The sequence below is a fragment of the Glaciimonas sp. OK215 genome (assembly GCF_057787885.1).
The window spans coordinates 5,983,175-6,002,647 of sequence record NZ_CM173544.1; the positions used below are offsets into that span (position 1 = coordinate 5,983,175).

General features: G+C 58.8%; 12 protein-coding genes. 7 read left to right on the plus strand and 5 right to left on the minus strand.

Annotated elements, in window-relative coordinates; translation table 11 throughout:
- The first annotated feature begins 209 nt into the window (after positions 1-209).
- Positions 210-1,217: a D-2-hydroxyacid dehydrogenase family protein gene (locus AC3CHX_RS27660; protein WP_488631141.1), complete on the plus strand. Its 1,008-nt coding sequence runs from the start codon at positions 210-212 to the stop codon at positions 1,215-1,217.
- On the opposite strand, the gene AC3CHX_RS27665 is transcribed toward AC3CHX_RS27660, so the two are convergent.
- Positions 1,183-1,956 carry an L-asparaginase gene (locus AC3CHX_RS27665; protein WP_488631142.1) on the minus strand — a complete coding sequence of 258 codons (774 nt, stop codon included), beginning with the start codon at positions 1,954-1,956 and terminating at the stop codon, positions 1,183-1,185. The two genes, AC3CHX_RS27660 and AC3CHX_RS27665, sit on opposite strands and share 35 nt — an antisense overlap.
- A 124-nt stretch (positions 1,957-2,080) precedes the next feature.
- Between AC3CHX_RS27665 and AC3CHX_RS27670 the strand changes: the two genes are divergently transcribed.
- The 5 genes from AC3CHX_RS27670 to AC3CHX_RS27690 are packed head-to-tail and all read left to right on the plus strand — an operon-like array spanning position 2,081 to position 6,796.
- Entirely contained in the window at positions 2,081-2,725 is a 645-nt protein-coding gene (locus tag AC3CHX_RS27670; protein WP_488631143.1) for a sorbitol dehydrogenase family protein, read from the plus strand.
- A 2-nt stretch (positions 2,726-2,727) separates the two neighbouring features.
- Entirely contained in the window at positions 2,728-4,329 is a 1,602-nt protein-coding gene (locus tag AC3CHX_RS27675; protein WP_488631144.1) for a GMC family oxidoreductase, read from the plus strand.
- Positions 4,326-5,801, plus strand: a complete 1,476-nt coding sequence (locus AC3CHX_RS27680; RefSeq protein ID WP_488631145.1) for a c-type cytochrome — start codon at positions 4,326-4,328, stop codon at positions 5,799-5,801. Before AC3CHX_RS27675 ends, AC3CHX_RS27680 begins: the two co-directional genes overlap by 4 nt.
- Before the next feature lie 5 nt (positions 5,802-5,806).
- Positions 5,807-6,292 (plus strand): asparaginase domain-containing protein, encoded by a 486-nt coding sequence (locus tag AC3CHX_RS27685; RefSeq protein WP_488631146.1) that lies wholly within the window; start codon positions 5,807-5,809, stop codon positions 6,290-6,292.
- A 54-nt stretch (positions 6,293-6,346) separates the two neighbouring features.
- A complete protein-coding gene (locus tag AC3CHX_RS27690) occupies positions 6,347-6,796 on the plus strand; it encodes a YkgJ family cysteine cluster protein (protein WP_488631147.1) in 450 nt (149 codons plus the stop codon).
- Between the two features lie 19 nt (positions 6,797-6,815).
- Here the strand turns inward: AC3CHX_RS27690 and AC3CHX_RS27695 are convergent, their stop codons facing one another.
- The 4 genes from AC3CHX_RS27695 to AC3CHX_RS27710 form a co-directional block, all read right to left on the minus strand.
- The gene (locus AC3CHX_RS27695; protein ID WP_488631148.1) at positions 6,816-7,883 is read right to left on the minus strand and encodes a porin; all 1,068 of its coding nucleotides are present in this window, start codon (positions 7,881-7,883) and stop codon (positions 6,816-6,818) included.
- Between the two features lie 89 nt (positions 7,884-7,972).
- Complete coding sequence (locus AC3CHX_RS27700) at positions 7,973-9,049, minus strand: ABC transporter ATP-binding protein (protein WP_488631149.1); 1,077 nt, start codon at positions 9,047-9,049, stop codon at positions 7,973-7,975.
- A 24-nt stretch (positions 9,050-9,073) separates the two neighbouring features.
- Positions 9,074-10,879, minus strand: coding sequence for an ABC transporter permease (locus AC3CHX_RS27705; protein WP_488631150.1), 1,806 nt, complete (start codon positions 10,877-10,879; stop codon positions 9,074-9,076).
- A 172-nt stretch (positions 10,880-11,051) separates the two neighbouring features.
- A complete protein-coding gene (locus AC3CHX_RS27710; protein WP_488631151.1) occupies positions 11,052-12,155 on the minus strand; it encodes an ABC transporter substrate-binding protein in 1,104 nt (367 codons plus the stop codon).
- Between the two features lie 587 nt (positions 12,156-12,742).
- Between AC3CHX_RS27710 and AC3CHX_RS27715 the strand changes: the two genes are divergently transcribed.
- A complete protein-coding gene (locus AC3CHX_RS27715; protein ID WP_488631152.1) occupies positions 12,743-19,345 on the plus strand; it encodes a hemagglutinin repeat-containing protein in 6,603 nt (2,200 codons plus the stop codon).
- The last annotated feature ends 128 nt before the right edge of the window (positions 19,346-19,473 follow it).

A 19,473-nucleotide genomic window follows, 5' to 3' on the forward strand; every position in this document is an offset into this window, starting at 1 on the left:
TCAAACGGCCATGGTGGGTGTTTGTCTTGCGTATGCCGCCAATCTTTTCGCTCGAATCCGGCCCCTGTTTGGTAGCAAGAAAGCACCGATTGTACACCCGCTTTGTAGTAAAAATAACCAACTTATGTAGTAAGGTATTCGTGGTTTTCCGTATGCCGTTGCTTTATTACGTGATGGTCGATTTAACGTCTTTATTCTCAGGAAATGATATGAAAATAGCCATACTCGATGACTACCAGGATGCCGTTCGACATCTCGACAGCTTTAAGTTATTGGATGGTCATGAGGTCAAAGTGTTCAACAATTCTGCACGCGGCAGTGGTCAGTTGGCGATTCGACTGGCGAGTTTTGAGGCGTTGGTCTTAATCCGTGAGCGCACTGCCTTGTCCAAAGGTTTGTTGCAAAAATTACCCAATCTGAAATTGATTTCACAGACCGGTAAAGTGAGTGGTCACGTTGATGTAGAGGCAGCAACTGCGTGTGGGATCGCCATTGTCGAGGGATCCGGCGATCCGACCGCGCCTGCCGAGTTGACCTGGGCATTGATCATGGCTGCAGCACGGCGGATTCCACAATATTTGCGTAATTTGCAGCAAGGCTTGTGGCAAACCGCATCGTCGCAGCCGCAGTACAACGGCCTTGGCATCGCGCTGAAAGGGCGTACCCTGGGGATCTGGGGTTACGGCAAAATCGGCCGCATGGTGGCCGGTTACGGAAAGGCATTCGGGATGCACGTGATGATCTGGGGCCGGGACGCCAGTCGCGCCGCAGCGGTGCAGGACGGCTATCTGGCGGCGGAGTCGAAACAACAATTTTTTGCCGAGGCCGATGTGCTGTCACTACATTTACGGTTGAACGATGCGACCCGCGGCATCGTCACGCCGGACGACCTGGCACTGATGAAACCGAGCGCGATTTTTGTCAACACCAGCCGTGCCGAACTGGTCGCGAGCGACGCCTTGTTGCCGGCATTGCAGCAAGGCCGTCCCGGTTTCGCCGCGCTCGATGTGTATGAATCGGAGCCGCTGAAACCGGACTCCCCTTTGCTCAGAATGGAGAACGTGCTGGCATCGCCGCATCTGGGCTATGTCGAACAAGACGGCTATGAATTGTATTTCCGCAGCGCGTTCCAAAACGTCGTGGATTTTGCCAACGGCACGCCGCAGAATGTATTGAATCCGGTTAGTCTTCAGCGCCCGCCGGCAAAATCAGCTTAGTGACTTTGGCAGGCGGCACGGCAAGTCTGGCGCCGTGCCACAACCCGGCCCAGCCCGGTGGCCACGGCAATGGCGGCCCGCTATATTCCGGCACCCCGCTGCGTACCGGAATCACCGGCAAGCTGTGGGGCATCGCAGCTGCCGTATGTGCGCCGCCGCCATTCGCATCCCAGCCAAGGCTGAAAGCATAATCCGTCAACAAGGCGTCGCAGACGCTGGTGAACCAGTTGCTGTGATCCTCATCGCGGCCCAGCGCCTGCGCCAGGCCATGCGGATCGAATTGCGCCAGTGCGCCGGCCAACTCGCTGACCGATGCGCCCGGCTTGTCGCCCCAGCCGAGTATCGGATTGAAGTTGTAATCGGCGCCCGAGCCATACCAGCCTTCGCGCCGCGGGCGCTCCAGCCAGCTGCGCCGGCCGCAAAACAAATGCCAGCGCCAATGCAAGCCGGAAGGTTTGGGCCAGCTGTACAGATACAGGCGCTGGTAACCGGCGCTATGCAACTCCCGCACCATGGCCATCAGGCGCGCATGCGGCATGCGGTCGGGCGGGGCGCGACGGAACAGAATCGGTTCACCGTTGGCATGTTGCAACTCATCCGAGGACAGATTCAAGTCGAGTGTCCGGACCTCGCTGCCGAAGCGGGCGGAGATCCATCCGGTCAGCAAATTGACCGAAACGATGACGCCATAACCGCGATAGCGATGAAAAATTACGGTGCCGGGGGCGATAGTTTTCATGAACTAAATTACACTACAGAAAATAGAAAATGATGTCATCTGGAGATTTTGACAAAAGTGCCAATGATTTTAAGGTTTCCGTCAGTATAATCATTTCACCCCCAAGGCAGAAAGGACTCGCAACATGGCGCAACGTCCGAATCACCTACTCGACCCACAGGCGAGCCCGAACGAAAATCCGCCGTCCAACTGTCAGTCAACGCTCCCGACCGTTTCAAATAATTCCGCTGTTCTCAAACGACGCGACCTGCTATTGCTCGCAGGAGCCTGTTTTGCGGTGCTGAGCACGCCGCGCTGGTTACAACCGGCGTCCGCCCAAACGACCGCCACGTCGCCTACGCCCAAGACAGCAACGGCGAACAGTCGGCAACAGAGCGATTTTTTTGCCTTATCGGCCTTGCTCACCGCCAATTCAAAGCTCAATCCGCGCACCAGCGCCCGCACCTACGCTGCCCTTAGTGCGCACGTGATTGAGTTTGAAAAAGAATCTGCTGATCTGTGGCAATTTTCCCAGGTCCATCAAATCAAAGACGTCGAGGCATTAAACGCTGCCGTCGCCGGCAATGCTGCTTTGAGCAAGGTGTTGCATCGCATCATCAGCGCCTGGTATCTGGGCGTGGTCGGCAACGATGTAGAGGGCAAGGTGATCGCTTTCGAGCAGGCCCTGATGTTTGATCCGGTGCGCGATGCCGTGGTAGTGCCGACGTATTGTCGCGCCGCTCCCGGCTATTGGGTGACGCAACCGGCAGTCTTGAAAGGGAGCGCGTAAGGATGGCTGAGAATCTGTCTGCGGATGTCGTGATTGTTGGTTCCGGTGTGGCCGGCGCGTTGGTCGCGCATCAACTGGCCAAGGCCGGCGTCTCGGTGCTGGTACTGGAAGCCGGACCAAGGCTGGAGCGCTGGCGCATAGTCGAGAACTATCGGAATACGCCGAGCAAAGATGATTTCATGACGCCCTACCCGTCGACCAAACATGCGCCGCATCCGGAATACACACCGGAAAATAATTACCTGATCCTGAAGGGATCGCATAAATACAATTCGCAATATATCCGTGCGGTAGGCGGTACTACCTGGCATTGGGCCGCCGCCGCCTGGCGCTTTTTGCCCAACGATTTCAAGATGAAAGACGTCTACGGCGTCGGGCGCAACTGGCCGATCAATTACGATGAGCTGGAGCCCTACTATTACCGCGCCGAAGTCGAGCTGGGCGTGTCCGGCCCCAACGACGGCACCGATCTCGGTTCGCCGCGCAAACAGCCGTATCCGATGGACCATTTGCCGCTCTCGTGGAACGACCAGCGCTTTAGCGCGGTAGTCAACGCACATGGTCATAAAGTCGTCTCGGAACCGGTGGCCCGCAACAGTCGCCCCTACGACTTGCGCCCGAACTGCTGCGGCAACAATAACTGCATGCCGATTTGCCCTATTGCGGCGATGTACAGCGGCATCATCCACGTCGAGAAAGCCGAAAAAGCCGGTGCCAGGGTGCTGCCGAATGCAGTGGTCTACCGGGTCGAAGTGGATGGCGGAAATCGTGTCACTGCAGTCCATTACAAGGATCCGGACGGCATCACGCATCGCGTCACCGGCAAGTATTTTGTGCTGGCGGCGAATGGCATCGAGATTCCGAAACTGATGCTGATTTCGACCGATGACAAGCATCCGAACGGCATCGGCAACAGCTCCGATCAGGTCGGCCGGAACCTGATGGATCATCCCGGCACCAGCGTTACCTTCCTCGCCAACGAAGACATGTGGCCAGGACGCGGACCGATAGAAATGACTTCGATCGTCGACATGCGCGACGGTCCTTTCCGTTCGAAATACGCAGGCAAAAAGCTGCATCTGAACAACATGGCGCGGACCGGTCATGCGGCGCAGACCGCGTTAAAGCAGGGCCTGGTCGGCAGCAAGCTGGATGCGGAAATCCGCCGTCGGGCGGCGCGTACCGTGAATATCAACAGCTTCCACGACATTTTGGCGAATCCGCAAAACCGGGTGCGCGCCAGTACCGAAAAGCGCGATGCGCTCGGGATTCCACAGCCGGAAATCACCTACGCGATCGGTGACTATGTGAAAAAAAGCGCGCTGTTGACGCATCGCACCTATGCCGACATCGCCCGCCTGTTCGGCGGCACCGAGGTGACATTCGATGATGATTTCAAGCCGAATAATCACATCATGGGGTCCACCATTATGGGCCGCGATCCACGCGATTCGGTGGTGGATGCCCATTGCCGTTCGCATGACCACGAGAACCTGTTCATCGCCAGCAGCGCGGTGATGCCGGTAGCGGGCACCGTGAACTGCACGCTGACCATCGCGGCGCTATCGCTGCGCATCGCCGATACGTTGAGGACGGTGCTATGAAGCCCGCGCGCTATTTGCGGTCGCTGGCGCTGGTCGTTGGGGTGACGCTGACAGCGCCGGCGGTCGTGTATGGAGCGGAAGCGGCTGATGCGGCAACGCTCGCGCCGCCGCCTGCCAATACCGAGCAGATCAAGCGCGGTGAATATCTGGCACGGGCCGCCGACTGTATCGCTTGCCACACGCTGGACAAGGCCAAGCCGTTCGCCGGCGGATATCCGTTGGCAACGCCATTCGGCACGATTTACGGCCCGAATATCACCCCGGACAACGAGACCGGCATCGGCACCTGGACCGACGAAGATTTCATCCGGGCGCTGCATCTGGGGATTGGCCAGCAGGGTGAGCATCTGTATCCGGCCTTCCCGTACACCGCGTTCACCAAGCTCTCGCGCGACGATGTGCTGGCGATCAAGGCCTATCTGTTCAGCCTGCCGGCCATTGCGCAAAAGACGCCGGAAAACAAGCTGCCGTTTCCGCTCAACCAGCGTATTGTGCTGGCCGGCTGGAAGCTGTTCAATTTCAAGCCGGGGCGCTGGCAAGCGGATCCCGGCAAAAGTGTCGAATGGAATCGCGGCGTGTATCTGGTCGAGGGGCTGGCGCACTGTCAGGAATGCCACACCCCGCGCAACATCACGATGGGTGTGAATCGCAAGCTGGCCTTTGGCGGCGCGCAACTGGGCGGCTGGAGCGCATATAACATCACGCCCGATAAGATCAGTGGGGTTGGCGGCTGGCAGGACCAGGAGCTGGTGGACTATCTGAAAACCGGCGTGGTGCCAGGTAAAGCCTCCGCCGGCGGCGGTATGGCCGAAGCCATCGAACATAGTCTCCAATACCTGACCGATCCTGATTTGAAGGCGATTGTCACTTACCTGCGCAGCGTTCCGGCGATCCATGACGAGGACGATCTGAAGCCGCGTTATGCATGGGGCTCGGCGTCACAGGATGATGCCGATTTGCGCGGCATCGCGCCGGTATCGAATAGCGTTGCCGCCTCGGGCGGAGCAGAACTGTTTAGCGGGAATTGCGCCAGCTGCCATGCAGCCAGCGGCGCCGGTGTCGTCGGTGGTTACTATCCGTCGTTGTTCAATAACAGCGCGGTCGGCGCGCGCGACCCGCGTAATCTCGTGATGGTGATCCTGAACGGCGTGCAGCGCAAGGGCAAGACCGAGGAAGCTTTCATGCCAGGCTTTGCCGCGCAGTTGAGCGACGCGCAGATTGCCGTGCTGAGCAATTACGTGCTGCAACGATACGGCAATTCGGCCGCGCCGACGGTGACGCTTGAGCACGTTAGAATGCAACGTCAAGGCGGCCCCACGTCCCCGCTGGTGTCTTTATTGCCTTGGGTCCTGGGAACGGCAGCGTTCGTGATATTGTTATTCGCTTACCTGTTTTCACGGCGCGGCGGCTGGAAGGCGGCACGCCGACAAATGTCTCCCCGCAATGATCAAATTAGCAAGAAAGGAAATTAATTCGTATGGCATTACGTATCCTCGCCACTGGCGGCACATTCGATAAACACTATGACGAAATCGCTGGCAAGCTTACTTTTGGCGCAAGCCATTTGGCGCAAGTGATAGAGCGCTCGCGCATCACCGCCCCCTTCGCGCTGGAGGAGTTGCCGCTGCTGGACTCGCTCGACATGCAAGACGTCGACCGCGGCCGGGTGCTGGCATCCTGCATCAACGCCGAGGAAGAGGCGATTGTGATTATCCACGGCACCGACACCATGCAGGACACCGCAGCCGTACTAGGAGCCGCCAACCTTGCCAAAGCGATCGTGGTGACCGGCGCAATGATCCCTTATGAGATTGCCAATTCGGATGCCTTATTCAACTTTGGCTTCGCCTGCGGTGTTGCCCAGGTCTTGCCGCATGGTGTGTATGTGGCGATGAACGGCAAGATATTCGGCTGGGACAAGGTACAGAAAAATCGTGTCGCAGGGGTTTTCGAAGCGCTTTGATGTGCGCCGCCGACACCGGTTTTCAATTTAATTTATTCGTCGAATCGACTATTCATGACTCATCCATGCCTGCGCTGCGGTGCTTGCTGCGCCCACTTTCGTGTCGCCTTTCATTGGCTGGAGGCGGATCCGACCGGTGGCGGCGTGGTACCCCCGGAATTCACCGTCAAGCTCGACCCGCATCGTGTGGTCATGCATGGTACCGAGGGGCCAAAACCGCGTTGCCTGTCGTTGCGTGGCGAGGTCGGGCGTGATGCCTCCTGCGGCATCTATGCACAGAGACCGTCGCCGTGTCACGATTTGCAACCGGCATGGGAAAACGGAGCAGCCAGTCCGCAATGCGACCGCGCCCGAATTGCGCATGGCCTGGCGCCATTGACGCCAGCCGACTGGCCTGCACCCGATCAAACCGGCATGCCGATTATTGCGGCAGCGCTGGCCGACGGCATTGTAGAAAACGCCGAACGTCATTGCGCCTCGGTCTGCGGGTTGCTGACGCTGTAGCCGCTGCTCGGTGTGCCGTTTAAAAGCGGTGTTGAATGCCGCCGCTGAGGCCGGTCTGGCTGCTGCCGAAACCAGCCTCGTCACGCGAGACGCCGACCAGCTGGTTGTTCCTGGCTTTGGCGTAAGCGGCGCTGGCGTACAGGCCGGTGCGTTTCGATAACGCATATTTTGCGCGCAGGGAATACATGATCGGGTCGGCATCGTTGCCGCTGGCGACGTTTTTGATGTTTTGCGCATAGATCTGACCGATCAGTGTCAGCGCCGGAGTTACGCGGTAGCTGGCGCCACCCCAGAACAGGTCGCTGCGCAGATCCGCAGTATTGGTGGCCAGCGTCTTTTTGTAATGGCGATAGCCCAGATTCAACTTCCAGTCTTCCGACAGCCGATACAAACCGGCAAAATGCATGCTGGCGGCCTTGTCGCAGGCATTCCCGAAAGCAGGATTGGCTACGCCATTCTTGCGATCGTAGGTTGCGGCGACGCTGAACGGGCCGGCGGCATACGCGATGCCGAGCGCGTACCTGGCATTATCGCCGGCATTCCCGGCGGCTTCTCCGAAGCCGTAAGTTGCGCCCAGTTTGACACCGCCGAAAGTGCCCTGGTATTTAATGACGTTGGCAACATTGCTGAGCATGCCGTCTTTGCGCTCGCCGCTGGCATTGCCTGCTGTGGCCCATGAGTATTGCGCAGAGTAACCCATCAGGTCGAACGGCAGAATGAAGTCATACGTGGTGGAGTAGGAACGTCCGGCGACGATACGGCCGAAGCCGCCTTCCAGACCGAGGTTGGCTTGACGGCCGAACAGCCGGCCCGGGCCGTCGAATTCACCGGTGTCGGCCTTGAAGCCGCCTTCCAGCCGGAACACTGCCTTCAGGCCGCCGCCCAGGTCTTCGCTGCCGCGCAAGCCGATGCGCGACGTATTCATTGCGCCTGAGCTGAGACGTACGACGCTGTCTTGTTTTGGGTTGGCGTTATTGCTGTACTGGATGCCGCTGTCGATCAGGCCGTAGACGCTGACGCTGGTTTGGGCGTAGCCGGTGGCCGCTAGCGCGGTGAGTGCGGCCGCAGTCAATAAATTTCTCTTCATCTTCATCTTCCTCTTCCCCTATTGTGTGAATTGATTTTCTTGCCGCCTGCAGCGGCAATGACGGGACCACAACAACGCTGAAACACAGGTTAAAACGCCCACAGTGCGTCCTGCGGCAATTGCAGCCAGTACGCGCCGGGTGGCAGACGCTCGCTGGCGTACGCACGCAGGCCGATGGTGTCTAGCGCATCGCCGTTCTTGAACAGGCATTCCCAGCGATCGCCCAGATACATGCAGGCCGACAGCGGCAACTGGATGGCGTTGTCGAGCGGCGCGCTGGAGATGCGGACCTGCTCGATGCGAATAATGCCGATCGCGTCGTGGCCGGTATTGACACCGCGTGCAGTGGCTTTGACGATGCCGCCGTCGACTTGCAACAGGGCCTGATTGCCCTCGCGTTGCAGCACCTTTGCAGGTAGCCGGTTATTGCTACCCATGAACTCGGCGGCGAACAAGGTGTCCGGGGTCTGATACATGGATTGCGGTGTGCCTTGCTGTTCGATCCTGCCGTTGTTGAGCAGCAGGATGCGGTCGGAAATCGCCATTGCCTCAGCCTGATCGTGCGTTACCATCAGCGCCGACAGGCCGAGCCGGACGATCAGTTCACGCAAAAAGGCGCGCGCCTCTTCGCGCAGCTTGGCATCCAGATTGGAGAGCGGCTCATCGAGCAGAATCACCGGCGGGTTGTACACCAGCGCCCGCGCAATCGCGACCCGCTGCTGCTGACCGCCCGACAGTTGATGCGGAAAGCGTTCACCCAGATGAGCGAGACCGAGTTGCCTCAGGACATCCTTGACGCGCTCGGCGCTGTCGCTTTTGCCTATTTTGCGCAGTTGCAAACCGTAGGCGACGTTGTTGAATACAGTCTTGTGCGGCCACAGTGCGTACGATTGAAACACCAGTCCCAGATTGCGTTCCTCGGCGGGCGTTTCGAATCTGCGGCTGCCATCGAATACGCTTCGTGCGCCGATCCGGATGACGCCGGATTTCGGTGCCTCCAGTCCCGCGACTGCACGCAGCAATGTGGTTTTACCGCTACCGGATGGACCTAACAACGCAACGACTTCGCCGCGTTGCAAATCCATCGAGACACCTTTCAGAATCTGGTTGGCACTAACACCGCTGCCATAGTCGAGGTACAGATTATTTACACTTAATTCGGGCATGATTGGCTTCCTGGGTGATGCGGTTTAATCGTGCAACCTGACGCCGAAGCGCAACGCAATGCCGATGCCGATGGCGACCAAAAGAATATTGATGAGCGAGAGGGCTGCCACCAGATCCACCGAGCCGGAGGCCCACAAGGAGACAATCAGCGCACCGATCACTTCTGTGCCCGGCGACAGCAGATACACCGCGGTTGAGTACTCGCGCTCAAAGATCAGGAACACCATCAGCCATGCGCCCAGCAAGCCGTAGCGCAGCAGTGGCAGCGTGATATGGCGGGTGACCTGAGCACGGCGCGCACCGACCGCGCGGGCCGCCTCCTCCAGTTCCGGTCCGATTTGCAGCAGTGCCGTGGTGATCAGGCGCATACCGTAGGCCAGCCACACCACCGAATACGCCAGCCAGACTGAAAAGATGGTCGAGCGCAGTTCACGCATGGCCGGAACTACGTTGTCGACCATCCAGCTGGCAAAGAAATTGTCATATTCCTTGAATACATCGTTCAGCGTCGACGGCACGAACAGGAATACCCACAAGAACGCCAGACCGGCCAGCAAGCCCGGTACCGCACGCGGGACCAGCACGCTGTAATCGAGAAAGCGGGTGATGCCGTCAGCCTTGCGATGCATGGCCAATGCGATGCAGCAGTAGCAGGCCACCGTAATGGCGCCGCCAATGGCACCGATCAAGACGGTATTCAGAATCCCGCGCAGCAGCGATGGCTGCTCAAATACATCGATGAAATGCTGTACCGTGAACGCGTCCTGCAGCGCTACGCCGTCACCCCAGTGCGAGACCAATGCCCGTAGCGCGATACCGGACAGCGGCACCACGATTGTGAAAATCAGCCACATGGCAATCAGTGCAAATGCAGGCCATTTCCAGCGGCCGAGCGGCAGCGCCTTCTGACGTGCGCCCTTGCCTCTGATCGACACATATTTGTTGGCGCAACGCAGCAGCCAGCGCTGCATCAGCACCAGCGGGAACGTCACGGCAACCAGGCAGGCCGCGACCGCCGCCATCAAATGGTAGGACGGCGTCCCGAGCTTGTTCGTCAGTTTGTACAAGTAGGTTGGCAGCACCAGATGGCCTTCCGGGTCGCCCAGCACCAGCACCAGGCCGAACACTTCGAAGCCAAGGAAAAACACCAGGACACCGGCATACGCCAGCGCCGGCATGATCATCGGCAGCGAGACATTCAGGGCGACTTGCAGCGGGGAGGCACCCGCCACGCGGGCAGCTTCTTCGACATCCGCACCGAGACTTTTGAGCGCCGCAGAGGCGTACAGATAGACGTGCGGCACGTGGGTCAGACCGGCGATGATGACGATGCTGGGAAATGCATAGACATTCCACGGATCGCCTTCAAAGCCGACATGGCTGAGCAGATTCCTGACCCAGACCGTGTAGAAGCCGACCGGCCCCATCGACACCACGTAACCGAAACCGATCACCATCGGCGAAACAAAAATCGGCACCAGTAGCAAAGGCGCGACCCAGCCGCGACCGGGCAGGTCGGTGCGGACCATCAGAAATGCCAGCATGCCGCCCAGCGGCACCGCAATACATGCGAGACCGCCGGCCAGCATCATGCCGTTGGCAAAAGCCTGGTGGAAATCAGGGTCGTCGAAGATGAAACGATATGATTCGAGGCTGAACACTTTGACTGGCGCAAAAAAAGGCGCCGATAAAAAGCTTTGATAGAAAATCAGTGTCAGCGGCAGGAATACCGCCAGTGCGGTCAGTGTCACCACCAGTCCGCGCGGCCAGTTCAGGCGCAATAACCAAGGGCGGCGCACGCGCGGGTCGGAACAAGAGAGAGTTTGCATGGCTTGTACAGTCCAGATCAGAATGCAGCTGAAAATGCTTGCGTTCGGCGACGGATTTCAAGAACGCAGGCGTAGCGCGGCCCGCTGTGATTGCCCTCATCAGGCACATCACAGCTGCTTGATTTCCAGAAATCGGCTATGCGTCAGCGGCCGGCAGCGCGAACCGGAGGTTTTACTTCTTGCCTGCCGCGGCTTTCCATTGCTTCAGAAAAGCCAGCCGTCTGGTTTGATCCAGGTATTCCAACAGCGACGGGCCAACTGGAATTGGCTTGAGCGCAGCGCCAAGTTGTCTGGTCAGTTCCGACAGCGTTGCGGGACCGGCCACGTCACTGCGGATGGCGAATAGCTCAGCTTGATTGGCGACGATGGTTTGTCCGCGTTTCGACAACAGATAATCGATCCACAATTTGGCCGCGTTGCCGTTCCGGGCCGACTTGTTGATGAAGGCCACCCGCGACATCACCAGGTTGTAGTCTTTGGTGAAAGCAACGCCCAGTGAAGGATCTTTCCTGGCGCGGCTGAGCGCATACGAACCGATCACGTTGTAGCCGATCAGATTTTCGCCCGACGAGATGCGTTCCAGCATGGTGCCGGTGGAAGACTGTACCCGTACCGCAACGTCCCCGAGCGCGGCGGCGAGTTCCCAGAACTTCGGATTGTCTTGTGCATCCCGGGTGATGAAGGAAAAGCCGACGCCGGATTTTTCAATGTCGTAAGTAGTGACTTTATTTCGATATTTGTCCGCTTTGGTGGTCAGCAGCCTGGTGAAATCAGCGTGTGAAGCCGGGACTTCATCGGCAGGGACCAGGCGCTTGTTATAAACGATCGCGATCGGCTCATACGTGGTGCCGTAGGCTGTGTCCTTAAAGTTGGCCCAGCCTGGAATGGCGCCGGCTTCCGGCGATTTGTAGACGGCACCGTAACCTTCGCTTACCAGCTTGACCTGCAGGTCCATCGAGGATGACCACAAGACATCGGCGGTAGCGCCGCCGGCGGCAGCTTCGGAGATAAAGCGGTTGTAGACTTCGGTCGAATTCATGTCGTTATATTCGACCTTCACGCCCGGGTATAGCGTGCTGAAATCCTTGATCAATGGCGCGACCGCTTTCGAATCGGTGGCGCTGTAGATGACCAGCCTGCCTTCTTTTTTTGCACCGTCAATGATCTTGCCGTAATCCGCCGGATAGCCCGCCGGCACTTGTGCCGACGCCCATCCGGCGAACCCCAGCGAGAGTGCTGCGATGAATATTGTCACGGATTTTTTTGCTGTAAACATGTGGGTTGTCTCCTCCAACTATCTATTCGTTGTCTTCGCATTTCTGTCGCAGCCGACCACGTGCAAGGCGGCCACAACAGAAATGGCACAGAGGTTTTTATATTTGGACGCATCATAGCGGCTCGAATCTTTCAATTTCCTTTCAGCAAAGGTCACATCGAAAGAGTTAAGGTTTTTCCTAAGAAGAATTCAACGGCGAGCCGTACCGTTTGGATCGCGGCGGAATGTCCAATAGCTGAATAGGCAAATGCAATCACGATGTCGGCGAGGGCCGAGTAAAACCGCAGATATCGCAGGCGCCGGCCAGCCGGCTTCACGCATTGCTATGCGCTGTTTGATGCTGCGATGCGGCGCTTGGGAACGCAGCGACCACTCGCTAAAGCTGGCGGGAAGCGTGAGCGCTAGACAATCAGCAGCTTTTTAAGAAATTAGCCTATATCAATCTACAGAATTGCTTTGTAGAGTTTCATCTTGGAGAAAATATAAATTCCGATTTTCGCGGCGAGGCCTCGGCAATCGGTTTTGGTTTGAACTATCGATATCAAGCAGTTCTCTCGCGACATCGATTTTTTCCTGGATTGAAACAAATGAACAAGGCAGCTTATCGCGTCATCTTGAATAAAAACCGCGGCATGTTGATGGCCGTCGCGGAGAACGTTTCCAGCCAGGGTAAAAGTGCAGGCAGCGCATCCGGCACGACCGGTTCAGCGCTGCTGCGCCTGGCGCATCTGAGCGTGTCAATCGCCGCGTTGTTCGGCGCCGTCACCGTGGTGCAGGCGCAAATCGTCGCCGACCCGAACGCAGGCGCCCAGCGTCCCACCATCGATCAAAGCGCCAACGGGCGGCCACTGGTGCAGATTGCCGCGCCGAACGCAGCGGGGCTGAGCCATAACCAGTACAACCAGTTCAATGTCGACCGAAACGGCGCGATCCTCAACAACGCCAGGACGATCAGCCAGACCCAGCTTGGCGGCTATGTAGACGGCAATGCCAATTTGACCAACGGCAGCGCCCGCATCATCCTCAACGAAGTGACTGGTACCGGGCGCAGTCAATTGAACGGCTATATCGAAGTCGCCGGCCGGCACGCTCAGGTAGTCGTCGCCAACCCGAACGGCATTTCCTGCAGCGGTTGCGGCTTCATCAATACCAGTCGCGGCGTGTTGACCACCGGCACGCCGGTATTCGGCGGCGACGGCAGCCTGAACGCGTTTCGCGTCCGCCGTGGCGATATCCAGGTCGGCGGGCTGAATGGGGCGAACACCGACCAGCTGGATTTGATCGCCCGCAGCGTGCGCGTCAACGGCGAACTGTGGGCGAATAATCTGCATGTCGTCAGCGGTGCGAATCAGGTCAATTACGCCGACCTCGGTGTACAAGTCATACAAGGTGAAGGCGACAAACCCACCGTCGGCATCGACGTCGCGCAACTGGGCGGGATGTATGCCAACAAGATCAGACTCATCGGCACCGCAGCCGGTGTCGGCGTTGCCAGCCTCGGCAATATCGCCGCGCAAGCGGGTGATGTCTCGATCGACAGTCACGGCAAAGTCACACTCAATGGCGACACCAGCGCCAGCGGCCGGATCGCCATTCGCAGCGACGATGCGGTCAGCAACAGCGGCACCCTGTACGGTAAACAAGCGGTGCAAATTAACAGCGCCGGACAAATCAGCAACAGTGGCATGATGGCCGCGCAAAACGATCTCACCCTGACCGCCGCAGGCATCCAGTCGAGCGGCACCTTGGCGGCCGGTAGCGATGCCAATGGCCAAGTCACTCAGGCAGGCAATCTGAATCTGAGCACCAGCGGCGCGATTACCGCCGCCGGACAAAACACCGCCGGCGGCAATCTCGCCATGAATGGTGCCAGCCTCAATCTCACCCATGCGCACACCAACGCTGCCGGCAGTACAACGCTGATCGCAAGCGCCGGTGACATCGACCACACCGGCGGCACGCTGCAAGCGGCAGGCAGCACGACCATCAATGCCAGCGGTGCGCTCACCAACAACCAAGGCACGCTCAGCGCGTCCCAGTTAACCAGCCATTCGGCCAGTCTGTCGAACAGCGGCGGCATGATTAACCAGTCCGGCAGCGGCGCCACCACCATCGCGACTACTGGCGCACTCGACAACCACAATGGTGCGATCACCGCCAATGCCCAACATCTCACCCTCCAGGCCGGCAGCCTGAGCAACGATGCCGGCAACATCCAGCACGCTGGAGCCGGCGCGCTGACGCTGAATAGCGGCGCGCTGAGCAACCTCGGCGGCAGCATCGCGACCAACGGCAGCGCTGCACTCAACTTCATCGGCAACCTGGACAACGCGCAAGGCACTGTACAAGCGGCAAAAGCTTTACAGATCAGCGCCGCCAACATCGACAACAGCGCCGGTCGCCTCACCGCACTGCATACCGACGGGCTCAGCCTGAACGCCAGCGGTCAACTGAGCAACACCGGCGGCAACATCGGCAGCGCTGCCGACCTGGATATCAACGCCGGCACCCTTGCGGGCGACGGCAACATCAGCGCCGGCCAGGATGCGAGCATTCAGCTGCAAGGCAATTACACCAACAGCGCCGGCAACCGGATCAGCGCCAATCGCGATCTGCGTGTGCGTACCAGCGGTGACCTGATCAACGCCGGCACTCTTGCATCCGTCCGCAACCTGACTCTGGCGGCGAATAACATCACCAACCAATACGGCGCACTCATCCATGCCGGCGGCGGCACTGCCCTGATCAACGCCAACAACGCGCTCTACAACATCGGCCGGATTTACGGCGACGACATCGCCATCGGTGCGCGCAGCGTGGTCAACGATGGCGTGTTGCATCCCGATGGCAGCACGCAGCAGGCCGGTGTCATCGCCGCGCGCAACACGCTGCAGATTGGCGCCCGACACATCACCAACCGCGAACATGCGTTACTCCAAAGCCTCGGCGACATGACCTTGGGCGGTGCGCTGGATGGCAACCATCAGGTCAGCGGCAGCGCCGCCGACATCCTCAATGCCTCCGCCACCATCGACGCCGGCGGCGCGTTGCGGCTGCACACCGCAGCATTGATGAATCAAAACAAGCACTTTACGACCGAACTGCAGGTCGACCCCGGTAAAACCAGGCGCGTCACCGAATACCGCTCCTGGATCGACGGCAGCTGGTACCGCCCGGACCAGGTCGCATGGGATGACAGCGGCGACGGCGGGATCGTGCTGGTGCTGCCGGGAAATGCGCGCTTCGAAAAATTCTACAAGCGCGACTACACCCAGACCGTTGCGCGCACCGTGGTCAAGACCAGCGATCCCGGAAAAATCACCGCGGGCGGCCACATGCTGCTGTCCGGCAGCGTCACCAACGACAAGAGCACAATGATTGCCGGCGGCACGATCAGCGGCAGCGCCGGCCCCGTCGACAACCTCGGCGCCAGCGGCGAAATCGTCACCACCAACAGCATGACCGCCGGAGAGAACTACTATCACTGGGTCGACGGCCACCCGCACCAAAACCACTATAAATACGACCACAACGGCGCCTCCTACGATGTCGCCCTGCCCGCGACCCCGCTGGCGTTACAGGTCTGGACCAAACAAGAGAACACCCGGCCGATCACCGGCCCCAATCAGGCCGTCGGCAACCACGTCGACAAGCACAACGACATCAGCGGCAACCATCAAACGATCGGCCATGCGGCATCCCCGCTACCCAATCTGACGCTGCCGAACAGTCAGCTATTCCAGTTGCGCCCCCGGCCCGGCCAGTCGTATCTGATCGAAACCGATCCGACCTTCACCAACTATCAACACTTTATTTCCAGCGACTACCTGCTAAGCCGTCTCGCACTCGATCCGCAGAAAGTCCACAAGCGCCTGGGCGACGGCTTCTATGAACAAAAGCTGATCAACGACCAGATCACGCAACTGACCGGCAAGCGTTTCCTCGGAAACTACGCCAGCAACGAAGAACAGTACAAGGCACTGATGGAGGCCGGCAGCGCCAGCGCCGCGCAATTCCAGCTCACCCCCGGCATTGCCCTGAGCGCCGCCCAAATGGCTGCGCTGACCTCGGACATTGTCTGGTTGGTCAACCAGGATGTGACCCTGCCGGACGGCAGCACCAGCAGCGTGCTGGTGCCGGTGGTGTATCTGACCCGTGCCAGCGCCGGCGATATCGCCCCGAGCGGCGCCCTGATCTCGGGCAAGGACATTGACCTGACGATTAACGGCAGCCTCGACAATGGCGGTACGCTGCAAGCGTCCAACAACCTGATCGTCCACGCCAGCGACATCGCCAACACGGGCGAACTCCACAGCACCGGCACCGACGGTCATACCATCCTGGCCGCGCAGAATGACGTGCTGAACAACGGCGGCAACGTCGCCGGGCACCGGGTCGGGATACTGGCCGGACGCGATGTGACGCTGGGTACCGAGGCGATAGCGGCCACCAGCGTGAATGGCACCAACACGGTATTGGGTCGGGGCGCCAGCGTGACCGCCGATAAATTGTCGGTCCAAGCGGGCCGTGACCTCAACCTGACGGCGGTGAACACCCACACCACCAACAACGTCGCCTACGACAGCCGGAATCACCTGAACGAAAGCCAGACGCAAGTTACTGGCAGCAGCATCCATACCGGCGGCAAGCTGGCCCTGATCGCCGCGCGGGATATCAACGCCACGGCCGCCTACGCCAATGCCGGCGGTCAACTGGCAGCAGTTGCCGGGCGCGACGTCAAGCTTGGCAGCGCCGAACAAAGCAGCAGCCTCGACCAGGCCATCCATACCACCTCGAAAGGCCTGCTGTCGTCATCGACCAGCAGCTCGCAGGCCAACGCCCACAGCACGACCACAGTCGGCAGCACCTTGTCGGGCGATGCGGTAATCGCCCAGGCAGGACGGGATATCGGCATCACCGGCAGCAATGTCGTGGGCACCCATGAAGTTGCATTGGCTGCAGGTAACAACGTGACCATCACCACGGCGCGCAACACCAGCGACCGCACTTTCTCCTCAGAAGAAAAAACCTCCGGCATGTTTAGCAGCGGCGGTATTGGCGTCACGATGGGATCGAAGCAACGACAAGATGCGCAGACCAACGCGCACATCACCCAAAACAGCAGCGCCATCGGCAGCACCGACGGCAATCTCGCCATCAGCGCAGGGAATCAATACACCCAAACCGGCAGCCAGGTCCTGGCGCCCAAGGGCGACATAGATATCGCAGCACAAAAAGTCAACATCACCGCAGCGACCGAGACCATGGCGGCGACGCAAGACCGTAAAGCCAAGCAAAGCGGCCTGACGGTCACATTGACGAACGCGCTGGTGTCGGCAGTACAGACTGCGCAGCAGATGAAGAAAGCCGCCAGCCAAACCAGCGACAAACGCATGCAAGCCTTGGCAGGGGCGACAACCGTCGCCGCCGGCGCCAACGCAGCAGATGCCATCGCGCAGGGGCAAGCCAGCGCAGTCAACGTCAGTATCGGTGTGGGCGGCAGCCAGAGCCAAAGCCATGCCACGCAAGGCAGCACGACTGCCAAGGGCAGCAACATCGCGGCTGGCGGCAACGTGCACATCAGCGCCAGCGGTGCCGGTAAAGACAGCAACCTCACCGTACAGGGTTCTGACATCAGCGCGGCGAACAACGCCACACTCAAAGCCGATGGCGACATACATTTATCGGCGGCACAAAATACCGCCGAACAGCACAGTACCAGTTCTTCCCAAAGCGGCAGCATCGGCATCGGCTTTTCGCTGGGCGGAACACAAAACGGTTTCACTCTGAATGCCGGCGTTTCCGGCAGTCGCGGCAATGCGGATGGTACCGATCTGGCTTACACAAACACGCATGTGACGGCGGGAAATCAATTGTCACTGGAATCCGGCGGCGACACCAACCTCAAAGGTGGCATCGCAAGTGGCAAGCAGGTAAATGCCAAGGTCGGCGGCAATCTCAACATTGAAAGCCTGCAAGACGCCAGCGTCTATGATTCCAAAGAAAAGAGCGCCGGCGTCGGTGTCAGTCTGTGCATTCCGCCGTTCTGTGCCGGCGCGAGCAGTGTCAGCGGGAATGTTAGCAAGACCGATATCCACAGCAACTACGCCAGCGTGACGGAACAATCCGGCATCAAGGCCGGGGACGGCGGTTTTATTGTGACCGTCAACGGCAATACCGATCTCAAGGGTGGCGTGATTGCCAGTACCGATAAAGCTGCAGAGGACGCCAAAAATAGTCTTACCACCGCGACCCTCACCTATGGCGCTATTCAAAACAAGTCCGATGCCGGCGCCAGCAGCATCGGTATTGGTTTAAGCAGCGACATGGCCGATCAAGGCAAATACGGTGCAAGCAAAGCAGTCATCGGCACCGCCCTGAACAATGGCAAGGCATCAGGTTCTTCATCAGGCACCACGCACAGCGCCATTAGTGCCGGAACAATCGCCATCACGGGCGAACAAAAGCAACGGGCATTGACGGGCAACAGCGCAGAACAAACGCTAGCAAATCTGAGCCGCGATACAGACAACGCGCATACGTCGGCGCAAAAATCAGATGTGCAAGCGATGGCACAAACAGCGCAAGCTGAACAGGCGATCAAGCAAGCCATTGTTGCAGAAGCGACCAAATTTACCGATGAGGCTTACCGTACCTCCTTCTTCAAAAAAGTGGATATGTATGAGGTGGTGCGAGGTGCTGATGGGAAAACAGTAAAGCGAAAGTTATCCGACGAAGAAAAACAGAATCTGCAGGCAGCTTCCGATGGAAAAGTGCACATCGCCAACAACGGCATCTTTAACGGTCCCGATGCCGCAACAAATTATGCCGACCAACACCGTACGGAAAGTGATGGACCACGCTACCTGATTCACTTTCCTCCGGCAGACAACGCCGTTTCAGAACTTCTGATTGCCGGCTACCAAAAGTTTCTGGAAAACGATTCCTGGGGATTGACCAACGCAACCCAAGAAACCAAGGGGTTAATGGAGCAATACGGAAAAGATGGCTTGCATATAAACGGTCACAGCCGTGGCGCGCTGACCATTGGCAACGCAATGGAATCAATACAAAAGCAAGCCGTTGCATCAGGTGCATTGAGCGGCACCACCGTGAATTTCTTTGGCCCCGCATACAATGCGGCGAAAGCGGACGATATCCTAAGCAACTTGCAAAACCGGATGCGGTGACGAGTCTCGATCAGAAAAATGACATGGTATTGAAACTGCAAAATCATATGGCTGATCCCGTTGGAAGGCTGATAGGTGGCAACCCATCTACTGGCGGGGCGATTCCTGATGGGAGTAGTGCTATAGGT

Bases quoted from the DNA above. Each gene is read 5' to 3' on its own strand.
- AC3CHX_RS27660 (WP_488631141.1), top strand. From the start codon at position 210: ATGAAAATAGCCATACTCGATGACTACCAGGATGCCGTTCGACATCTC.
- AC3CHX_RS27665 (WP_488631142.1), bottom strand. From the start codon at position 1,956: ATGAAAACTATCGCCCCCGGCACCGTAATTTTTCATCGCTATCGCGGT.
- AC3CHX_RS27670 (WP_488631143.1), top strand. From the start codon at position 2,081: ATGGCGCAACGTCCGAATCACCTACTCGACCCACAGGCGAGCCCGAAC.
- AC3CHX_RS27675 (WP_488631144.1), top strand. From the start codon at position 2,728: ATGGCTGAGAATCTGTCTGCGGATGTCGTGATTGTTGGTTCCGGTGTG.
- AC3CHX_RS27680 (WP_488631145.1), top strand. From the start codon at position 4,326: ATGAAGCCCGCGCGCTATTTGCGGTCGCTGGCGCTGGTCGTTGGGGTG.
- AC3CHX_RS27685 (WP_488631146.1), top strand. From the start codon at position 5,807: ATGGCATTACGTATCCTCGCCACTGGCGGCACATTCGATAAACACTAT.
- AC3CHX_RS27690 (WP_488631147.1), top strand. From the start codon at position 6,347: ATGACTCATCCATGCCTGCGCTGCGGTGCTTGCTGCGCCCACTTTCGT.
- AC3CHX_RS27695 (WP_488631148.1), bottom strand. From the start codon at position 7,883: ATGAAGAGAAATTTATTGACTGCGGCCGCACTCACCGCGCTAGCGGCC.
- AC3CHX_RS27700 (WP_488631149.1), bottom strand. From the start codon at position 9,049: ATGCCCGAATTAAGTGTAAATAATCTGTACCTCGACTATGGCAGCGGT.
- AC3CHX_RS27705 (WP_488631150.1), bottom strand. From the start codon at position 10,879: ATGCAAACTCTCTCTTGTTCCGACCCGCGCGTGCGCCGCCCTTGGTTA.
- AC3CHX_RS27710 (WP_488631151.1), bottom strand. From the start codon at position 12,155: ATGTTTACAGCAAAAAAATCCGTGACAATATTCATCGCAGCACTCTCG.
- AC3CHX_RS27715 (WP_488631152.1), top strand. From the start codon at position 12,743: ATGAACAAGGCAGCTTATCGCGTCATCTTGAATAAAAACCGCGGCATG.